Below are 16,231 nucleotides of genomic sequence, written 5' to 3'. Positions count from 1 at the left end.
GCCTGGTCGCGGCGGCCCTGCCGCAGCCGATGACCCTGGCGGTCGGACCCTGAGCCATGAAACGCGCCCAGGCTGGCTTTTCGCTGGTCGAGGTGGTGGTGACCGTGGCCATCGTGGCCCTGCTCGCCGGAATCGCCGCCCCCCTGACCGAGACGGTGGTGCGCCGCGGCAAGGAGCAGGACCTCAAGCAGGCGCTCTATCAGCTGCGCGACGCCATCGACGCCTACAAGGTCGCTGCCGATGCCGGCTACATCGAGAAGAGCGCCGACAGCTCCGGCTATCCGGAATCGCTCGAGGTGCTGGTGGAGGGGGTGCGCGACATGCGCAGCCCCAAGGGCGCCAAGGTCTACTTCCTGCGCCGCATCCCCCGCGACCCCTTCGCCGACCCCGAGCTGCCGGCAGCCGAAAGCTGGGGCCTGCGCAGCTACGACAGCCCGGCGGACGACCCGGAGGAGGGCGAGGACGTGTTCGACGTCTACTCGCTGGTCGACGGCGTCGGGCTCAACGGGATTCCCTACCGGGAGTGGTGACAGCATGAGAAGACAGGCCGGCTTCACCCTTATCGAGCTGATGGTGGTCATGGTGATCATCGCCACCCTGCTGACCATCGCCGTCCCGCGCTACTTCACCAGCCTGGAGAATTCCAGGGAGACGTCGCTGCGCCAGAGCCTGGCGGTGATGCGCGAGGCGCTCGACCACCACTACGGCGATACCGGGCGCTACCCCGATTCGCTGCAGGCGCTGGTGGAAAAGCGCTACCTGCGCCAGCTGCCGGTGGACCCCATCGTCGAGCGCAGCGACAGCTGGGTGACGCTGCCGCCGCCGGCCGGGGCCGAGGGCGCGGTGGGCGACGTCAAGAGCGGTGCGCCCGGCATGGCGCGGGACGGGACGGCCTATGCGGAGTGGTAGCGCGGGAGGCGGTCGCCAGGCTGGCTTCACCTACCTCGGCGTGCTGTTCCTGGTCATGCTGATGGGCGCGGCGCTGGCCGGAGCCGGCCAGTTGTGGTCGACCGCCAGCCAGCGGGCCCGGGAACGCGAGCTGCTGTGGGTCGGCACCCAGTACGCCCAGGCGCTGCGCAGCTACTACCGCGCCTCGGTCGGCGTCGCCCAGTATCCGCAGCGGCTCGAGGAGCTGCTGGAGGACAAGCGCGTGCCGAACGTGCGCCGCCATCTGCGTCGCCTGTATCCCGATCCCATCACCAACAGCCTCGACTGGGGGCTGGTGCGCTCCTTCGACGGGCGCATCACCGGGGTGTACAGCCGCTCCGAGCGCGCGCCGCTGAAGGTGGCCGGCTTTCCGCCGCAATGGACGGATTTCGCCGGCACCGCCAGCTATTCAGGCTGGCGCTTTGTGGCCGAAAGCGCCTTCCTCGAAACGCCGCAGTCCGGCGGGGGCGGCGAGGACGACGCACCGCCGGCCCCCGGCGCCCCGGCCGACAGCGGCCGGCCGTAGACGCGCGGCTCAGTGGGCGAGGAAGCGGCGCAGGCTGCCCATTTCCACCTGGATCAGCGGCATCTTGGTCTGCAGCACCCTGGTGCTGTTGCTCACCTGGCGGTCGTCGGCGTGGCTGACGTCCATGCCGGCGAAGCTGCCGCTGGCGAACGGCAGCACCAGCTTGTACTGCTCGCCGAGGAAGGCCAGGCGGTCCCAGTCGCCGGCCAGCAGCAGGCGGTCGGCCTTGGGTTCGAACAGGCTGTGACCGATGGCGTAATCCTGGCCGGGGTTGCGCACGCCGAGCAGCGGCAGCAGGGTCGGCAGCAGGTCGACGTGGCTGGTGCGCAGGCTCTCCCGGTGCGGTTCGCGGCCGGGAATCCACAGCACCAGCGGCACGCGGATCTGCTCGTCGACGAAGGTGGAGTTGTGGCCCCAGCGGCCCTTCTCCATGAACTCCTCGCCATGGTCGCCGGTGATCACCACCAGGGTGTTGTCCAGCAGGCCGTTCTGCTCCAGGTGCGCGGTGACCCGCGCCAGCTGGCTGTCCAGGTGGTGCACGGCGTTCAGGTAGCGGTTGTGGATGCCCTTGATGTCGCGGGACAGATCCATGCTGGCGTAGCTGAAGTCCGGCAGATAGTCAGGCTCGATCACCGACTCGGGCGGGAAGTTGTAGTTGGCGTGCGGCGACTCGAAGAACAGGAAGGTCATGAACGGCTTGGCCGGATCGCGCCGGTCGACGAACTCCAGCAGACGGTCGACGTTGCGGCGGTCGCGCTCCCAGGTATTGCCCTTGTCGTCCTCGACCATCTGCTCGCGCGGCACCTTGACGAACAGGGTCTTGTCGAACTCCGGATAGCTGAAGCGCGCACTGGTGAACAGCTTGATCTGGTAGTCCTGCTGCTGCAGCACGTCGATCAGCGGGCTGCCGACGCGGGCGTCGAGCACCGGGAACCACAGGTTGGCCGGCAGGCCGTAGAACTGGCTGAACATGCCGATGCGCGTGCCGTTGCCGCCGGAGAAGTGGCTGACGAAATGCTGGGCGCGCTGGGCGAAGGCGTGGGTCTGCGGCATCACCCGCTCGTTCAGGGTATCGGCGCGCCACGACTCGGCGACCAGCCAGACGATGTTCAGCGGCTTGGCCGGAGCCTCGATGCGCAGCGGTGCCTGCGGGTAGCGCAGCTGGCCCTTGAGCTCGGCGCTGGCCACTTCCATGCGCTGCGGGCGCTCCAGGCCGAACTGCTTCTCCAGCACGCGGCGCATGGTCAGCGGCTGGTAGAAGGGCACGCGCTGGGCGCTCTCCAGCAGCGGGCTATAGCCGTAGAAGTGGCCGACCCCGTAGCTCACGCGCTCGCCGAGGGTGGCGACCAGGAACAGCGGCAGCACCCAGGCCAGCCGCGGCGCCGGCAGGCGCAGGCGGGCCAGGCCGTGGGCCAGCAGGCGCAGCAGGCCCTGGCCGGCGAAGATGCCGACAGCCAGCAACGCCACCTCGCGCTCGGTGGACGCCGAGGAGCCCAGTGCCTCGATGCCGCCCGGGGTGGTGACGATGTTCCAGACGAAGCCGTTGAGGTGGAAGCCGTACAGCTGCCAGAGCAGGTGGTCGCCGTACAGCGCCAGTTGCACCACGCCGGCCAGCAGCACGGAGAGCGCCGCGCCGGTCCGGGGGGCGAAGCGGCCCACCAGGCGACTGATGGCCCAGGCCGGGGCGACGAACAGCAGCGCATAGCTGCCGATCAGCACCAGTTGGTAGACCAGCAGCCAGGAAGACGGGGCGAGATCGAAGAAGCGCCCGAGGTTGACGGCCACGGCCAGCCAGGTGAGCAGCCAGTAGAAGGCGCCGGGGCGGCGCGGTACAGCAAGCGGCATGGTTGATCCTTGCGTTGTCGGGTTGTTGTTGGATAGGACCGGGTGGACAGGGTTTCCCGGTCAGGATGACCGGAGACGGTAGCGCGGGAGACTTAAGGCAGACTTAATCGAAACGGGAGCGATCCTTTGCAGTGCGTCGTGGTCGCCATTGTGACACTTGCTTCGTTTTGTCGCACTGCGCGGCGGCAGATGCAGCCAGAGCCTCGGCAATGACCTTGATCTGCAAGGAAAACGCCATCTGGCACGGATAGTGCTTGGATATGCGCCATATGCTGCCGCTCGACACGGCCTGCCCGGGGCAGGACCACAACGCATCGTCACGGCGCCAGTCCCCATCGGAGCTCCCACCATGCTGATGCCAGTTTTCCGTCTCGATACTCCCGCCGAACTGGGCCTCAAGGCCATCGCCTTCACCCTCCACGGGCTGAACAACCGGCTGGCGACGGCCCGCCTGCAGCATCGTCTGGTCGAGCTGCGCGCCGCCTTCGACGCCGAGCGCTGCCGGGGCGTGCAGCAGGGCTTCGGCGTCCTGCGCCGGCAGATCGGGCGGCTGCCCGCCGCCCTGCCGCCGTCGCCGCAGGCCCTGCTCGATCTGTACCAGGCCCGCGGCCGCCTGCCCAACGTCTCGCCGCTGGTCGATCTGGCCAACCAGTGGTCGTTGAACAGCGGTCTGTCGATCTCGACCCACGACCTGGCGCACCTGCGCCTGCCGGTGACCCTGGCCCTGACCCGCGGCGGCGAGCGCTTCCAGGTGCGCGACAGTCTGCCGCCGGTGGCGCTGCCGGCTGGCGAGTACGCCTGCTTCGACGGTCGCGGCCAGGTGCTGAGCCGCCTGGAGGCGCTGCAGTCGGCCGCCACCGCGGTGCGCAGCGAGACCCGCTCGGTGCTGGTGATCGTCCAGGGACACGCGCAGACCGAGAGCGACTACCTGTACGGCGTGGCCCAGGGGCTCAAGGCCGATCTGCAGGAGTATTGCGGCGCCAGCCTGGTCCGCCCGGTGACGGCGCCGCTCGAGCGCTACGCCATCGCCCGCTAGGTGTTCAGCCGGCCTTGCGCAGGGTGAAGTTGATCCGCCGGGCGCCGAGCAGCGGGTGCACTGCCGCCTTGACCGGCAGGATGCCGTGAAAGCGCAGGCGGTCCTCGCCACCCCACACCAGCACATCGCCGTGGACCAGCGGCACCCGCCGTGCCGGCTCGCGGCGCGTGTATCCGCCGAACAGGAACACCGCCGGGATGCCCAGCGAAACCGAGACGATGGGGTGCGCCAGGCTGCGCTCGGCGCGGTCCTGGTGCAGGCCCATGCGCGTGCCGGGCAGGTAGCGGTTGACCAGGCAGGCGTCCGGCGCGAAGTCGGCGAAGCCCGCGGCCGCCGCCGCTTCCCGGGCCAGATGCAGGAATGCCGGGGGCAGCGCCGGCCAGGGGCGGCCGCTCAGCGGATCGAGCGGCTCGTAGCGATAGCCGCGGCGGTCGCTGGTCCAGCCCAGGGTTCCGCAGTTGGTCAGCGCCACCGACATCGTCTGCCCGCCGGGGGTGAGCATCTGCCGGAACGGCGCCGCCTGCTCGACTTCCGCCAGCGCCGGTAGCAGCGCCTCGACGAAGGGCAGGGCGAAGCCGCGCAGCAGCCAGGCCTGTGCGCCCAGCCGCTCCGTGGCAGGCAGCGGTTCGGCGAGGCTGGCGAACAGGTCGGGGGTGATCGGTGGCGGGGTCTGCTGCGGCATGGCGAAGCGCCGGTTGGCGTGGGGGTTCCCGACTTTACCCCGTCGCTCAGTACAGCGAAATGCCCGCAGAGCGCACTCGCCCGGCAAGCCTGCGGGCGATCCCTTCTGGTGACCGTCGCAGCGTTTTCATGCGCTCGCTCCAGCGGACAGCTCGGGGCAGTGATGGATCTCGATGGTCGAGTGGACGATTTCCTCGTGCACCGACAGGCGCTCGCGCACGTCATCCGGCGTCAGCGTCGCGTCCTGGGTCACCACCGTCATGGCGCAGGAGTAGACCTGCTTGCCCACCCGCCAGACGTGCAGGTCGGTGATCCGGGTTGCTCCGGCGTCGCTCGCGGTCTCCACGACTGCGCGGATCTCGTCGACCACCGGGTGATCCATCTCGCGGTCGAGCAGCACCTTGCCGGTGTCGACGATCAGCCCCCGGGCCCACACCGCGACCAGCACGGCACCGACGATCCCCATGAGCGGGTCCAGCCAGGCCCAGCCATACAGCCAGCCGCCGAACAGGGCCACGATGGCCAGCACCGAGGTGGCCGCATCGGTGATGACGTGCAGGTAGGCCGACTTCAGGTTGAGGTCGTGATGATGGTCGTGGTGATCGTGGCCATGCCCGTGGCCATGGGTATGACCATGGTCGTGATGGTGCGCCTTGCCGAGGATCAGCGCGCACACCAGATTGACCAGCAGGCCGAGGATGGCGATGGCGATCGCCTCCAGGTACTGGATGGGCTGCGGCGAGAGGATGCGCTCCACCGAACCCACCACCATCATCACGGCCACGCCGAGCAGGAAGATGGCGCTGGAGAAGCCGCCGAGGATCTCGATCTTCCAGGTGCCGAACGCAAAGCGCGGATCCCTGGCGTAGCGCCGGGCCGTGGCGTAGGCCAGCGCGGAAAGGCCGATCGCCACGGCATGCGAACTCATGTGCCAGCCATCCGCCAGCAGGGCCATCGAGTTGAACCACCAGCCCGCGGCAATCTCGACCACCATGGTCGCAGCCGTGATCCACATCACCACCCGGGTGCTGCGTTCGGCGGCGGAGTTGCCGGTATCGAAGACGTGGTCGTGCATCCATCGGGACAGTTTGTCGGCGTGCATGGCAGCTCTCACTTCAGGTAGGTGCGCAGGACGGCGATCAACTCATCGGCACCTTGACGGCGCTCGGCGTCGCTGGTGATCGCCGGGTCGGCGATGTGCGCGCGCACGTGCTCCTCGAGCACCTCCACCATCAGGCCGTTGATGGCGCCGCGCACGGCAGCGATCTGGTGCAGGATGTCGGCGCAGCCCTTCTCGGCCTCGAGCGCGCGCTCCAGGCCCTCGACCTGACCCCGGATGCGTCGCACCCGTCCCAGTAGCTTCGACTTCTGATGGATGATGTGGCCCATGCTCGCCCGCCCGGATATGGTATAGGGGGGTATGGTATCAGAGGCGGAAGAAAGGCGTCGGCGGAGGCCGGACGGGCGAGGGCGAGAGGCTCGTGCCGGGCGGGACCCTCACAGGCGGGCCGGCGGCCCGGCAGGAGCGACGAGCATGCAGGCAGGCGATGGTTCCACCCTGAAGCAGATCCCGGCGGGCATCTGGATTCTCGGCCTGGTCAGCATGCTGATGGATATCTCGTCGGAGATGATCCACAGCCTGCTGCCGATGTTCATGGTCACGACCCTGGGCGCAAGCGCCCTGGTGGTCGGCCGATGTTGCTGTGGGTCAACGATTTCCGCGCGGTGTTCTGGGTGGCGGTCATTCACGGCCTACGGCTTCTTCAGCCTGGTCAGCGGCATCGCCATGCTGTTCGCCAGCGCCGTCGCCGGTCTGCTGTGGGACAGGCTGGGGGCGGCGGCGACGTTCCAGGCGGGGGCCGGTTTCTGCGTGATTGCCCTGATCGGCCTGGCTTGGCGCGCGGTTGTGCGGCCGCCCCGAGGTTGATCGGGGGAAAACGAAAAAGCCCCTGATTCTCCAGGAGAATCAGGGGCTTTCGAATATGGCGGTGAGGGAGGGATTCGAACCCTCGATACGGTTTCCCGTATACACACTTTCCAGGCGTGCTCCTTCAACCGCTCGGACACCTCACCATATTTGACATCGCCGGGGCGTTGCCCTGTCGACGGCGCACAATGTATTCGAAGCCTTTTCGAAAAGCAAAGGTTTTTTCAAATTTTTCATTGGCTTAGGGCTGCGCAGAGGCGTGGCGGGGTTCCTGCTAGACTGCGCGCCGGCAAGTGACGGAGGCGCGCATGGCGAGCTGGGACATTTTCTGCAGTGTGGTGGACAACTACGGCGACATCGGGGTGACCTGGCGGCTGGCCCGTCAGCTGGCGGCCGAGCATGGCCACCGGGTGCGCCTGTGGGTCGACGAGCCGGCAGCGTTTGTCGCGCTTTGTCCCCAGGCCGATGCCGGGCTGGCCTGCCAGGTGGTGGCCGGGGTGGAGGTCTGCCACTGGGCGGCGGACTGGCAGCCCCGGGCCCTGGCCGACGTGGTGATCGAAGCCTTCGGCTGCACGCTGCCGCAGGCCCTGGTGGCGGACATGCGCGCCGCCGAGCGCCAGCCCCTGTGGCTGAACCTGGAGTATCTCAGCGCCGAGGACTGGGTGGTCGGCTGCCATGGCCTGCCGTCGCCCCAGGGCCAGGGGCTGCGCAAGTACTTCTTCTTTCCCGGTTTCGTCGCCGGTACCGGTGGCCTGCTGCGCGAGCGCGAGTTGCTGGCGCGGCGGCAGGCGTTCCAGGCCGATGAAGCGGCGCGGCGCGCGTTTCTCGCCGGCGTCGGCGTCACCGTGCAGGCGCAGGCGCGGCTGATCTCGCTGTTCGCCTATGAGAATCCCGGCCTTGGCGAATGGCTGGATGCCCTGGTCGCCGACGCGCAGCCGACCCTGTTGCTGGTGCCGCGCGGGCGCATTCTCGGCGATCTGCGCCAGTGGCTGGGCGAGACGGCGGAGCTGGAGCCGGGGTTCGTCGCCCGCCGCGGCAATCTGCAGCTGCAGGTGCTGCCTTTCGTCTCCCAGGATGACTACGACCGCCTGCTGTGGTGCTGCGATTTCAATGCGGTGCGCGGCGAGGACTCCTTCGTGCGCGCGCAGTGGGCGGGGCGGCCGTTGCTCTGGCACATCTACCCGCAGCAGGAGGACGCCCACTGGGACAAGCTGGAGGCGTTCCTGGCGCTCTACCGGCAGGGGCTGTCCGCCGGGGCGGGGCAGGCCCTGCAGCAATTGTGGCGGGCGTGGAATGCCGGGGCGGGCATGGGGGAAGCCTGGCTGGCGGCGCAGCGGCACTGGCCGGAGTGGCAGGAGCATGCGCAGAACTGGTGTGCGGAGCAGGCCTCTCGTCCTGATCTTGCCGCTGCGCTGGAACAGTTTTACCAAAATTCGCTATCATGCGCGGCTTAGATCTTGTACCTCCAGTCACATCCGGATATTTCGCATGAAAACCGCACAAGAAATGAAGGCCAACAACGTTGCCCTGATCGACGGCCAGCCGTGGCTGATCCAGAAGGCCGAGTTCACCAAGTCCGGTCGTAACAGCGCCATCGTCAAGATGAAGCTGCGCAACCTGATCAACGGCTCCAAGACCGAGACCGTTTACAAGGCCGACGACAAGATGGAGCAGGTCATCCTCGATCGCAAGGAAGTGACCCTGTCCTACATCAGCGGTGAGGACTACGTGTTCATGGATCCGGAGTACAACTCCTATGAACTGCGTGCGGAAGATCTGGAGAGCGTCCTGCCGTTCATCGAGGAAGGCATGACCGACGTCTGCGAAGCCGTGTTCTTCGAAGGCAAGGTGATCTCCGTCGACCTGCCGACCACCATCGTGCGTCAGGTCGTCTACACCGAAACCGCTGCCCGTGGCGACACCAGCGGCAAGGTGATGAAGCCGGCCAAGCTGCGCAACGGCACCGAAGTCAAGGTGGCCGATTTCGTCAACATCGACGACTGGATCGAAATCGACACCCGCGACGGCTCCTACAAGGGCCGTACCCAGGCTCCGCAAGCCTGAGTCTGACGCGAGTACCCCAGAGCCCGGCCTAGCGCCGGGCTCTTTCGTTTCTGCGCGGCCTATCTGTCGAAGCGGGCCTGCAGCGCCTGGTCCCACGGGGGCAGCGGACCGAAGCGGTCCTTGAGGAACTCCAGCAGCAGGCGGGTGCGCGAGGCGGCGGGCTGGGGCAGGCGCAGGGCGTAGATGCCGCTGGGTTCGGGTGGCGGCAGGCCGGCGTCGCAGAACAGCGGCACCAGTTCGCCGCGCAGCAGGTGGTCGCTGATCAGCCAGGTCGGCAGGTGGGCGATGCCGAGGCCGGCGACCGCCGCGAACAGCAGGGTCTCCGCGTTGTTGGCGGTCATCCGCAGGCGCCCGGGGCGGATCAGGCGGCTCTGTCCGTCGATCTCGAAGCGCCAGGCGTGCGGCGGCGCCAGGGCATCCCAGTCCAGGCCGTCGTGTTCGGGCAACTGGCGCGGATCGCTGGGCGTGCCGCGGCGCTTCAGGTAGTCCGGGCTGACGCAGGCGATGCGCCGCATCGGCGCCAGCGGCGTGGCCACCAGGCGGGTGTCGGCCAGCGGGCCGATGCGCAGCACCAGGTCGACCTCGCCGAGATGCTCGCCCTGCAGGTCGACGAAGCTGTCGATCAGTCGCAGCTGCACGTCCAGTCCCGGCCAGGCCACCAGGAACTCGGCGATCGCCGGCGCCAGGTGGCGGCGGCCGAAGGGCGCCGGGGCGTCGATGCGGATCAGCCCCTCCGGGGCCTCGCTCAGCGACACCGCCTCGGCGCGCGCCAGACGCAGCTCGTCGAGGATACGCCGGGCGCGGTCGGCGAAGGCCAGTCCTGCCGGGGTGGCCCTGACCGCATGGGTGCTGCGCTGGAACAGCGGGCTGCCGAGGGACTGCTCGAGGGCGTCGATGCGCCGCGCCACCGCCGAGGGGGTGAGCTGCTGGCGGCGGGCGGCGGCGAAGAAGCTGCCGCAGGCCAGCACATCGAGGAACAGGGCGAGCTGGGTGGTCAGGGCGTCGGGATTCATGGCGTATCTGCTTTGCAGGATCTGCACAGCCATTGTGCGTGGCTTTGCGTTTCCCGGCCAGCCATGGCTGCGTAGCATGCGCCTTTTCCGGAGGTGCCATGACTCTCTCGGTGTTCTTTCTCGATCTCGGCCTCGGCCTGCTGCTCGGCGCGCTGGGCGGCCTGTTCGGCATCGGCGGCGGCCTGCTGGCCATTCCCGCGCTGGCTCTGCTGTTCGGCCTCGACCAGCAGCTGGCCCAGGGCACGGCGCTGGTGATGGTGGTGCCCAACGTGCTGCTGGCGCTGTGGCGCTACCACCAGCGCAACCGCATCGAGTGGCGGCACGCGCTGCTGCTCGGGGCGTCCTCGTTCTGCCTGGCCTGGATCGGCGCCGCGCTGGCGGTGGGGCTGGAGGCCGAGGCGATGCGTCGCGGCTTCGTCGGCTTCCTGCTGGCGCTGGCCGCGTGGAACCTGACCCAGGTGTTCCTGCGCACCGGCGCCGGCAGCGCCGGGCTGAGCCGCCCCTGGCCATGGCTGGGCGCGCTCGGCGGCGGTGCCGGGCTGGTCGGCGGACTGTTCGGCGTCGGCGGCGCGGTGGTGGCCACGCCAGTGCTGACCCTGCTGTTCGGCGTCAGCCAGGTGGTGGCCCAGGGGCTGTCGCTGGCGCTGGCGGCGCCCAGCACGGCGGTGGCGCTGGCGACCTACGCCGGCCACGGCCAGGTCGACTGGGCGACCGGTCTGCCGCTGGCGGTCGGCGGCCTGCTGAGCATCGGCTGGGGCGTCCGACTGGCCCATGCCCTGCCGCAGCGGCTGCTGCGCGGCCTGTTCACCCTGTTCCTGCTGCTGTGCGCCGCGCTGCTCGGCCTCAAGGCCTGAAGCCGTCGGCAATGTGCTCGGCGAGGGCGTCGGTGACCGGCGACTCCGAGCCGGGGCGGCGCAGCAGGACGATGCTGGTGGTCGGCAGCGGCGGCAGACCCTCGGCCTCGCCGAGGATGCGCAGGTCGGCAGGGATCAGGCTCTGCAGCTGGGCGGTGACGGCCAGGCCGGCGCCGACTATCGCCAGCAGCGCCGCGAGGCTCGGGCTGCTGTAGGCGATGCGGTAGGGGCGGCCGAGGGCGTCCAGGGCGTTGCACGCCCAGGCCCGGCAGAAGCAGCCGCTGTTGAACATCGCCAGCGGCATCGGCGACTGCTCGTGGGGGCTGAAGCCGCGCGCCTCGGCCCAGACGAAGCGCTCCTGGCGCAGTAGTCGACCGATCTCGCTGCCCGGCTCGCGGGTGACGATGCTGAAGTCGAGGTCCTGGCGCTGCAGCAACTGGTACGACGGCTCGCAGTGCACCTCCACCTGCACCAGCGGGTGGCTCTGCGCGAAGCGCGAGAGGATGCCGGGCAAAAAGCGCATCACGTAGTCGTCCGGGGTGCCGATGCGCACCGCGCCGACCATGTGCGGCTCGCGCAGGGTGGCCAGCAGCTCGCCCTGCAGCTTGAGGATGCGCCGCGCGTAGCCGAGCAGCACCTGGCCCTCGGCGGTCAGCCGTACCTGGCGGCCGTCGCGCGCGAACAGCGCGCGCTGCAGCACGTCCTCCTCCAGGCGCTTCATCTGCATGCTCACCGCCGACTGGGTGCGGTTGACCGCCTCCGCCGCGCGGGTGAAGCCGCCCTGGTCGGCGATGGCGACGAAGGTGCGCAGCAGCTCGCTGTCGATGCTCGGATAGCTCATTCATCAACCTCCGAGATGTCTGTCATCACAAGTATTCGTTGGATTGATCCTATGCCCGCGCCGAGACTGAATCCACAGGCAGAGGAGGATCAGGCGATGAAAGGGCAAGTGCAGGTAGTGGGAAGCGGGCGGCGGGAGGTCCTGCCACCCTGGTGGCGGCGGGCGTGGCAGAAGGTGCGGCGCTGGCGGCAACTGGCGCGCCAGCGCCGCCAGCTGGCCATGCTGAGCGACGCGACGCTCAAGGATATCGGCCTGAGCCGTGCGGACATCTGGGTGGAGAGCCACCGGCCGTTCTGGGACGACCGGGGCTCGCGTCAGGATTAGCGCCGTACCTGCTTGAGGGTCTCGGCGATCAGGAACGCCAGCTCCAGCGACTGGTCGGCGTTGAGGCGCGGGTCGCAGTGGGTGTGGTAGCGGTCAGACAGGCCGGCCTCGGTGATCGGGCGGGTGCCGCCGATGCACTCGGTGACGTTCTGCCCGGTCATCTCGATGTGGATGCCGCCGGCGTAGCTGCCTTCGGCCTGGTGCACCTGGAAGAAGCGCTTCACCTCGTTCAGGACCTGGGCGAAGTCGCGGGTCTTGTAGCCGCTGCTGGCCTTGATGGTGTTGCCGTGCATCGGGTCCGAGCTCCACAGCACTAGGCGGCCTTCGTCCTCGACCGCGCGGATCAGCTGCGGCAGGTGCGCCTCGACCTTGTCGGCGCCCATGCGCACGATCAGGTTGAGGCGCCCCGGGTCGTTGTCCGGGTTGAGGATGTCGATCAGGCGCAGCAGCTCGTCATGCTGCATGCTCGGGCCGACCTTGACGCCGATCGGGTTGCCGACGCCGCGCAGGAACTCGACGTGGGCGCCGTCGAGCTGGCGGGTGCGGTCGCCGATCCACAGCATGTGCGCCGAGCAGTCGTACCAGCCGCCGGTCAGGCTGTCCTGACGGACGAAGGCCTGCTCGTAGTTGAGCAGCAGCGCCTCGTGGGCGGTGAAGAAGCTGGTCTCGCGCAGCTGCGGGGCATCCTCCAGGCCGCAGGCGCGCATGAACGCCAGGGTCTCGTCGATGCGGTCGGCCAACTGGCCGTACTTCTCGTTCAGCTCGGCGTTGGCGATGAAGTCGAGGTTCCACTGGTGCACCTGGTGCAGGTCGGCGAAGCCGCCCTGGGCGAAGGCGCGCAGCAGGTTGAGGCTGGCGGTGGACTGGTGGTAGGCCTGCAGCAGGCGCTCCGGGTCCGGCACCCGGCTCTTCTCGTCGAAGCCGATGCCGTTGACGATGTCGCCGCGGTAGGCGGGCAGGGTGACGCCTTCGATGGTCTCCTCGCCGGCCGAGCGCGGCTTGGCGAACTGGCCGGCCATGCGTCCGACCTTGACCACCGGGCAGCCGGCGGCGAAGGTCATGGCGATGGCCATCTGCAGCAGCACCTTGAAGGTGTCGCGGATCTTGCCGGCGGAGAACTCGGCGAAGCTCTCCGCGCAGTCGCCGCCCTGCAGCAGGAAGGCGCGGCCCTGGGTGACCTCGGCGAACTGCCGGCGCAGCTCGCGCGCCTCGCCGGCGAACACCAGCGGCGGATAGCCGGCGAGGGTCCGCTCGACGCGCGCCAGGTGCTCGGCGTCGGGGTAAACGGGTTGCTGCTGGATGGGCTTGCCTCTCCAGCTGTCGGGGCTCCAGGTCTGGCTCATCGGACTGCTCGCCTTGCGTGTGTCGGTATGCCGCTATGGTAACCGATGCATCCTTCCGCCGGGCCGATGGCTCCGATAGGGTCTCTGCATCTCAACGGTGGCTCTGCTAGGATGCCGGGCCATTTTTCCGGGGGCACGAGATGAGCGACTACCAGCAGCTGGCCGAGGTGCACGACGACTACGGAGTGATCCGCGTGGTGCAGTCCGGCGACTACCGCTTCCTCGAGTTCGGCGACGAGGTCGAGCAGAGCTGCAGCTATGTCCCCGATCCGGCCTGGCTGGAGTACGACTACACCCGCGCCATGCTGCTCGGCGCGCTGCTGCCCGAGCGCGCCGAGCATGCGCTGTTCCTCGGCCTGGGCGGCGGCAGCCTGACCATGGCCTGCCTGAAGTATCTGCCGTTCGCCACGGTGGAGGCGGTGGAGCTGCGCCCCGAGGTGCCGCGCCTGGCCCGCGAGTTCATGGGGCTGGCCAGCGATCCGCGCCTGAGCATCCGCATCGGTGACGCCCAGGAGCGGCTGGACGAGTGCGCGCCGGCGGACGTGATCTTCTTCGACCTCTATACCGACACCGGGCCGGCGGCGGCGCACCTCGCCTGGGGCTTTCTCGAGGCCTGCCGCGCGCGCCTGCGCCCCGGTGGCTGGCTGGTGATCAACCAGTGGAGCACCGCCGACGGCAAGCCGCTGGGCGCGGCGCTGCTGCGCGGGTTGTTCCGCCGCAGCTACTGGGAGATCCCGGTCAGCGACGGCAACGTGATCCTCTTCATTCCGGCCGACGCCGGGCAGGAGCTGGACGAGGAGCGTCTGCGCCAGCGCGCCTCGGTGCTGGAGGGGGCGCTCGGCTATTCCCTGGAGCGGCTCATCGCGGCGCTGCGCCCGGCGAGCTGACGGGGCGGGACAAAAAGGGCGCGACTCGGCACACATTTTGCGTTATGATGCGCGCCGGCTTTGACACGCGCCCTTCCGGAACATCTTTTCCCGGGAGCGCTGCTTCTGCTGTGCGTCCGTCCCCACGGACATTTCTTGACGAACTATCCTTTCACGCGATTTCGCAAATCCCCGCCGACCAGGCTGCCAGGGTGACCCCACGGGTCTTGCTTTTGGCTGGCGCAGCGCTGGCCATGGGTCTTTGCGGATTACACGAGGCAAATACCCATGACCGAATCCATCGTTGGCGGCTTCGCCGCGCTCAATCTTCACCCGGCCGTGCTGTCCGCGATCACCGCGGTCGGCTATGAAGAGCCGTCCGCCATCCAGTCGCAGTCGATTCCGGTGATCCTCGCCGGCCACGACATGATCGGCCAGGCGCAGACCGGCACCGGCAAGACCGCGGCCTTCGCCCTGCCGATGCTGTCGCTGCTCGACCCGGCCCGTCGCGAGCCGCAGATCCTCATCCTCACCCCGACCCGCGAGCTGGCCCTGCAGGTCGCCGCCGCCTTCGAGCGCTACTCCAGCGACATGGGCAGCGTGAAGGTGGTGGCGGTGTACGGCGGCGCGCCCATGGGCCCGCAGCTCAAGGCCCTGCGCCAGGGCGCCCAGGTGGTGGTCGCCACCCCGGGCCGCCTGTGCGACCACCTGCGCCGCGACGAGAACCTGCTGAACAGCGTCCAGCGCCTGGTTCTCGACGAGGCCGACGAGATGCTCAAGCTCGGCTTCATGGAGGACATCGAGGCGATCTTCCAGGCCCTGCCGGAAAGCCGCCAGACCGTGCTGTTCTCCGCGACCCTGCCGGCGTCGATCCGCGCCATCGCCGAGCGCAACCTGAAGTCGCCCAAGCACGTCAAGATCGCCAGCAAGACCCAGACCGTCGAGCGCATCGAGCAGGCTCACCTGATGGTGCATGCCGACCAGAAGCAGGCCGCCGTGCTGCGTCTGCTCGAGGTCGAGCAGTTCGACGCGCTGATCGGCTTCGTGCGCACCAAGCAAGCCACCCTCGACATCGCCGAGATGCTCGAGCGCAACGGCTACCGTGCCGCCGCGCTGAACGGTGACATCGCCCAGGCCCAGCGCGAGCGCGTGGTCGAGTCGCTGAAGAACGGCGTGCTGGACATCGTGATCGCCACCGACGTGGCCGCCCGCGGCCTCGACGTGCCGCGCATCACCCACGTGCTGAACATCGACATGCCGTACGACCCGGAGTCCTACGTGCACCGCATCGGCCGTACCGGCCGTGCCGGTCGCGAAGGCCGTGCCCTGCTGCTGGTCACCCCGCGCGAGCGCCGCATGCTGCAGGTGATCGAGCGCGTCACCGGGCAGAAGGTCGCCGAGATCAAGATGCCGGATGCCGAAACCGTGCTGGAAGCGCGTCTGCAGCGTCTGGCCAACAGCCTCCAGCCGCTGCTGGCAGACGCCGAAGCCAGCCGCGGCCAGGTCTGCGCCGAGCTGTGCCGTCGCCTGGAGTGCACCCCCGAGGTGCTGGCCGCCGTGCTGCTGGCCAAGCAGACCCAGGGCCAGGCCCTTGATCTGGAAGGCGTGCGCCGCGAGCAGCCGCTGGCCCCGGCTCCGGCCCGCGAGCGTGCGCCGGCTGGCGAGCGCGGCGAGCGTGGTGGTGAGCGCAGCGGCGAGCCGCGCGCCCGCCGCCCGATGGAGCCGCTGGCCGAAGGCCGCGTGCGCTGCCGCACCGCGCTGGGCAAGCGCGACGGCATTGCCGCCAAGAACCTGCTCGGCGCCATCATCAACGAGGGCAAGCTGGTGCGCGAAGCCATCGGCCGCATCCAGGTGCGTGAGACCTTCAGCCTGGTCGAGCTGCCGGAAGAGGGCCTGGAGCGTCTGCTCGGTCGCCTGAAGGAAACCCGTGTCGCCGGCAAGGCCCTGCGCCTGCGTCGCTACCACGAAGATTGATCCTGCGCTG

At 69.0% G+C, this 16,231-nt stretch carries 16 protein-coding genes, 1 tRNA gene and 2 pseudogenes; 11 read left to right on the top strand and 8 right to left on the bottom strand.

The window, feature by feature from the left end:
- Positions 1–56 precede the first annotated feature (56 nt).
- The 3 genes from SK095_RS07140 to SK095_RS07130 are packed head-to-tail and all read left to right on the top strand — an operon-like array spanning position 57 to position 1,453.
- A complete protein-coding gene (locus SK095_RS07140) occupies positions 57–530 on the top strand; it encodes a type II secretion system protein (protein WP_320548416.1) in 474 nt (157 codons plus the stop codon).
- Between the two features lie 4 nt (positions 531–534).
- Positions 535–909, top strand: a complete 375-nt coding sequence (locus SK095_RS07135) for a type II secretion system protein (protein WP_136490957.1) — start codon at positions 535–537, stop codon at positions 907–909.
- The gene (locus SK095_RS07130; RefSeq protein WP_320548415.1) at positions 896–1,453 is read left to right on the top strand and encodes a type II secretion system protein; all 558 of its coding nucleotides are present in this window, start codon (positions 896–898) and stop codon (positions 1,451–1,453) included. Before SK095_RS07135 ends, SK095_RS07130 begins: the two co-directional genes overlap by 14 nt.
- A gap of 9 nt (positions 1,454–1,462) precedes the next feature.
- Here SK095_RS07130 and SK095_RS07125 read toward each other — a convergent pair whose 3' ends face one another.
- Positions 1,463–3,298, bottom strand: a complete 1,836-nt coding sequence (locus SK095_RS07125) for a sulfatase-like hydrolase/transferase (protein WP_320548414.1) — start codon at positions 3,296–3,298, stop codon at positions 1,463–1,465.
- A gap of 349 nt (positions 3,299–3,647) precedes the next feature.
- Here SK095_RS07125 and SK095_RS07120 point away from each other — a divergent pair, with 349 nt between their 5' ends.
- Positions 3,648–4,334 (top strand): phenylalanine--tRNA ligase beta subunit-related protein, encoded by a 687-nt coding sequence (locus SK095_RS07120; RefSeq protein ID WP_136490954.1) that lies wholly within the window; start codon positions 3,648–3,650, stop codon positions 4,332–4,334.
- Positions 4,335–4,338: 4 nt separating this feature from the next.
- Here SK095_RS07120 and alkB read toward each other — a convergent pair whose 3' ends face one another.
- From alkB to SK095_RS07105, 3 genes are all read right to left on the bottom strand, one after another.
- Positions 4,339–5,016, bottom strand: a complete 678-nt coding sequence (alkB, locus tag SK095_RS07115; RefSeq protein ID WP_168772543.1) for a DNA oxidative demethylase AlkB — start codon at positions 5,014–5,016, stop codon at positions 4,339–4,341.
- 126 nt (positions 5,017–5,142) lie between these two features.
- Positions 5,143–6,117, bottom strand: coding sequence for a CDF family Co(II)/Ni(II) efflux transporter DmeF (gene dmeF, locus SK095_RS07110; RefSeq protein WP_320548413.1), 975 nt, complete (start codon positions 6,115–6,117; stop codon positions 5,143–5,145).
- A gap of 8 nt (positions 6,118–6,125) precedes the next feature.
- Positions 6,126–6,404 (bottom strand): metal/formaldehyde-sensitive transcriptional repressor, encoded by a 279-nt coding sequence (locus SK095_RS07105; RefSeq protein WP_136490952.1) that lies wholly within the window; start codon positions 6,402–6,404, stop codon positions 6,126–6,128.
- Positions 6,405–6,549: 145 nt separating this feature from the next.
- Here SK095_RS07105 and SK095_RS07100 point away from each other — a divergent pair.
- Positions 6,550–6,708, top strand: a pseudogene (locus tag SK095_RS07100) (MFS transporter); the annotation flags it as partial.
- Between the two features lie 290 nt (positions 6,709–6,998).
- Here SK095_RS07100 and SK095_RS07095 read toward each other — a convergent pair.
- Positions 6,999–7,088, bottom strand: a tRNA-Ser gene (locus SK095_RS07095).
- A 162-nt stretch (positions 7,089–7,250) separates the two neighbouring features.
- On the opposite strand from SK095_RS07095, the gene earP reads away from it, so the two are divergent.
- Both earP and efp read left to right on the top strand, forming a co-directional pair.
- On the top strand, positions 7,251–8,396 hold the full coding sequence (earP, locus tag SK095_RS07090) for an elongation factor P maturation arginine rhamnosyltransferase EarP (protein WP_320548412.1): 1,146 nt from the start codon (positions 7,251–7,253) through the stop codon (positions 8,394–8,396).
- Positions 8,397–8,430: 34 nt separating this feature from the next.
- Positions 8,431–9,006, top strand: coding sequence for an elongation factor P (gene efp, locus SK095_RS07085; RefSeq protein WP_136491432.1), 576 nt, complete (start codon positions 8,431–8,433; stop codon positions 9,004–9,006).
- 59 nt (positions 9,007–9,065) lie between these two features.
- Here the strand turns inward: efp and SK095_RS07080 are convergent, their stop codons facing one another.
- Positions 9,066–10,019: a LysR family transcriptional regulator gene (locus tag SK095_RS07080; protein ID WP_320548411.1), complete on the bottom strand. Its 954-nt coding sequence runs from the start codon at positions 10,017–10,019 to the stop codon at positions 9,066–9,068.
- Positions 10,020–10,117: 98 nt separating this feature from the next.
- On the opposite strand from SK095_RS07080, the gene SK095_RS07075 reads away from it, so the two are divergent.
- A complete protein-coding gene (locus SK095_RS07075; RefSeq protein ID WP_201487691.1) occupies positions 10,118–10,873 on the top strand; it encodes a sulfite exporter TauE/SafE family protein in 756 nt (251 codons plus the stop codon).
- Here SK095_RS07075 and SK095_RS07070 read toward each other — a convergent pair.
- Positions 10,863–11,714 (bottom strand): LysR substrate-binding domain-containing protein, encoded by an 852-nt coding sequence (locus SK095_RS07070; protein WP_320548410.1) that lies wholly within the window; start codon positions 11,712–11,714, stop codon positions 10,863–10,865. The two genes, SK095_RS07075 and SK095_RS07070, sit on opposite strands and share 11 nt — an antisense overlap.
- Positions 11,715–11,810: 96 nt before the next feature.
- Here SK095_RS07070 and SK095_RS07065 point away from each other — a divergent pair, with 96 nt between their 5' ends.
- Positions 11,811–12,038 carry a DUF1127 domain-containing protein gene (locus SK095_RS07065; protein WP_320548409.1) on the top strand — a complete coding sequence of 76 codons (228 nt, stop codon included), beginning with the start codon at positions 11,811–11,813 and terminating at the stop codon, positions 12,036–12,038.
- On the opposite strand, the gene SK095_RS07060 is transcribed toward SK095_RS07065, so the two are convergent.
- Positions 12,035–13,381 carry a class II 3-deoxy-7-phosphoheptulonate synthase gene (locus SK095_RS07060; protein WP_320548408.1) on the bottom strand — a complete coding sequence of 449 codons (1,347 nt, stop codon included), beginning with the start codon at positions 13,379–13,381 and terminating at the stop codon, positions 12,035–12,037. The genes SK095_RS07065 and SK095_RS07060 overlap by 4 nt on opposite strands.
- Before the next feature lie 140 nt (positions 13,382–13,521).
- Here SK095_RS07060 and SK095_RS07055 point away from each other — a divergent pair, with 140 nt between their 5' ends.
- Positions 13,522–14,268 carry a spermidine synthase gene (locus tag SK095_RS07055; protein ID WP_320548407.1) on the top strand — a complete coding sequence of 249 codons (747 nt, stop codon included), beginning with the start codon at positions 13,522–13,524 and terminating at the stop codon, positions 14,266–14,268.
- Positions 14,269–14,501: 233 nt separating this feature from the next.
- Positions 14,502–16,221 (top strand): annotated as a pseudogene (locus SK095_RS07050) (DEAD/DEAH box helicase).
- Positions 16,222–16,231: the final 10 nt, after the last annotated feature.

Source organism: Pseudomonas sp. AN-1, from assembly GCF_034057115.1.
Lineage (GTDB): Bacteria > Pseudomonadota > Gammaproteobacteria > Pseudomonadales > Pseudomonadaceae > Geopseudomonas.
The sequence above is the reverse complement of the archived record's forward strand: the minus strand, read 5'-3'. Positions and strand labels throughout refer to the sequence as shown.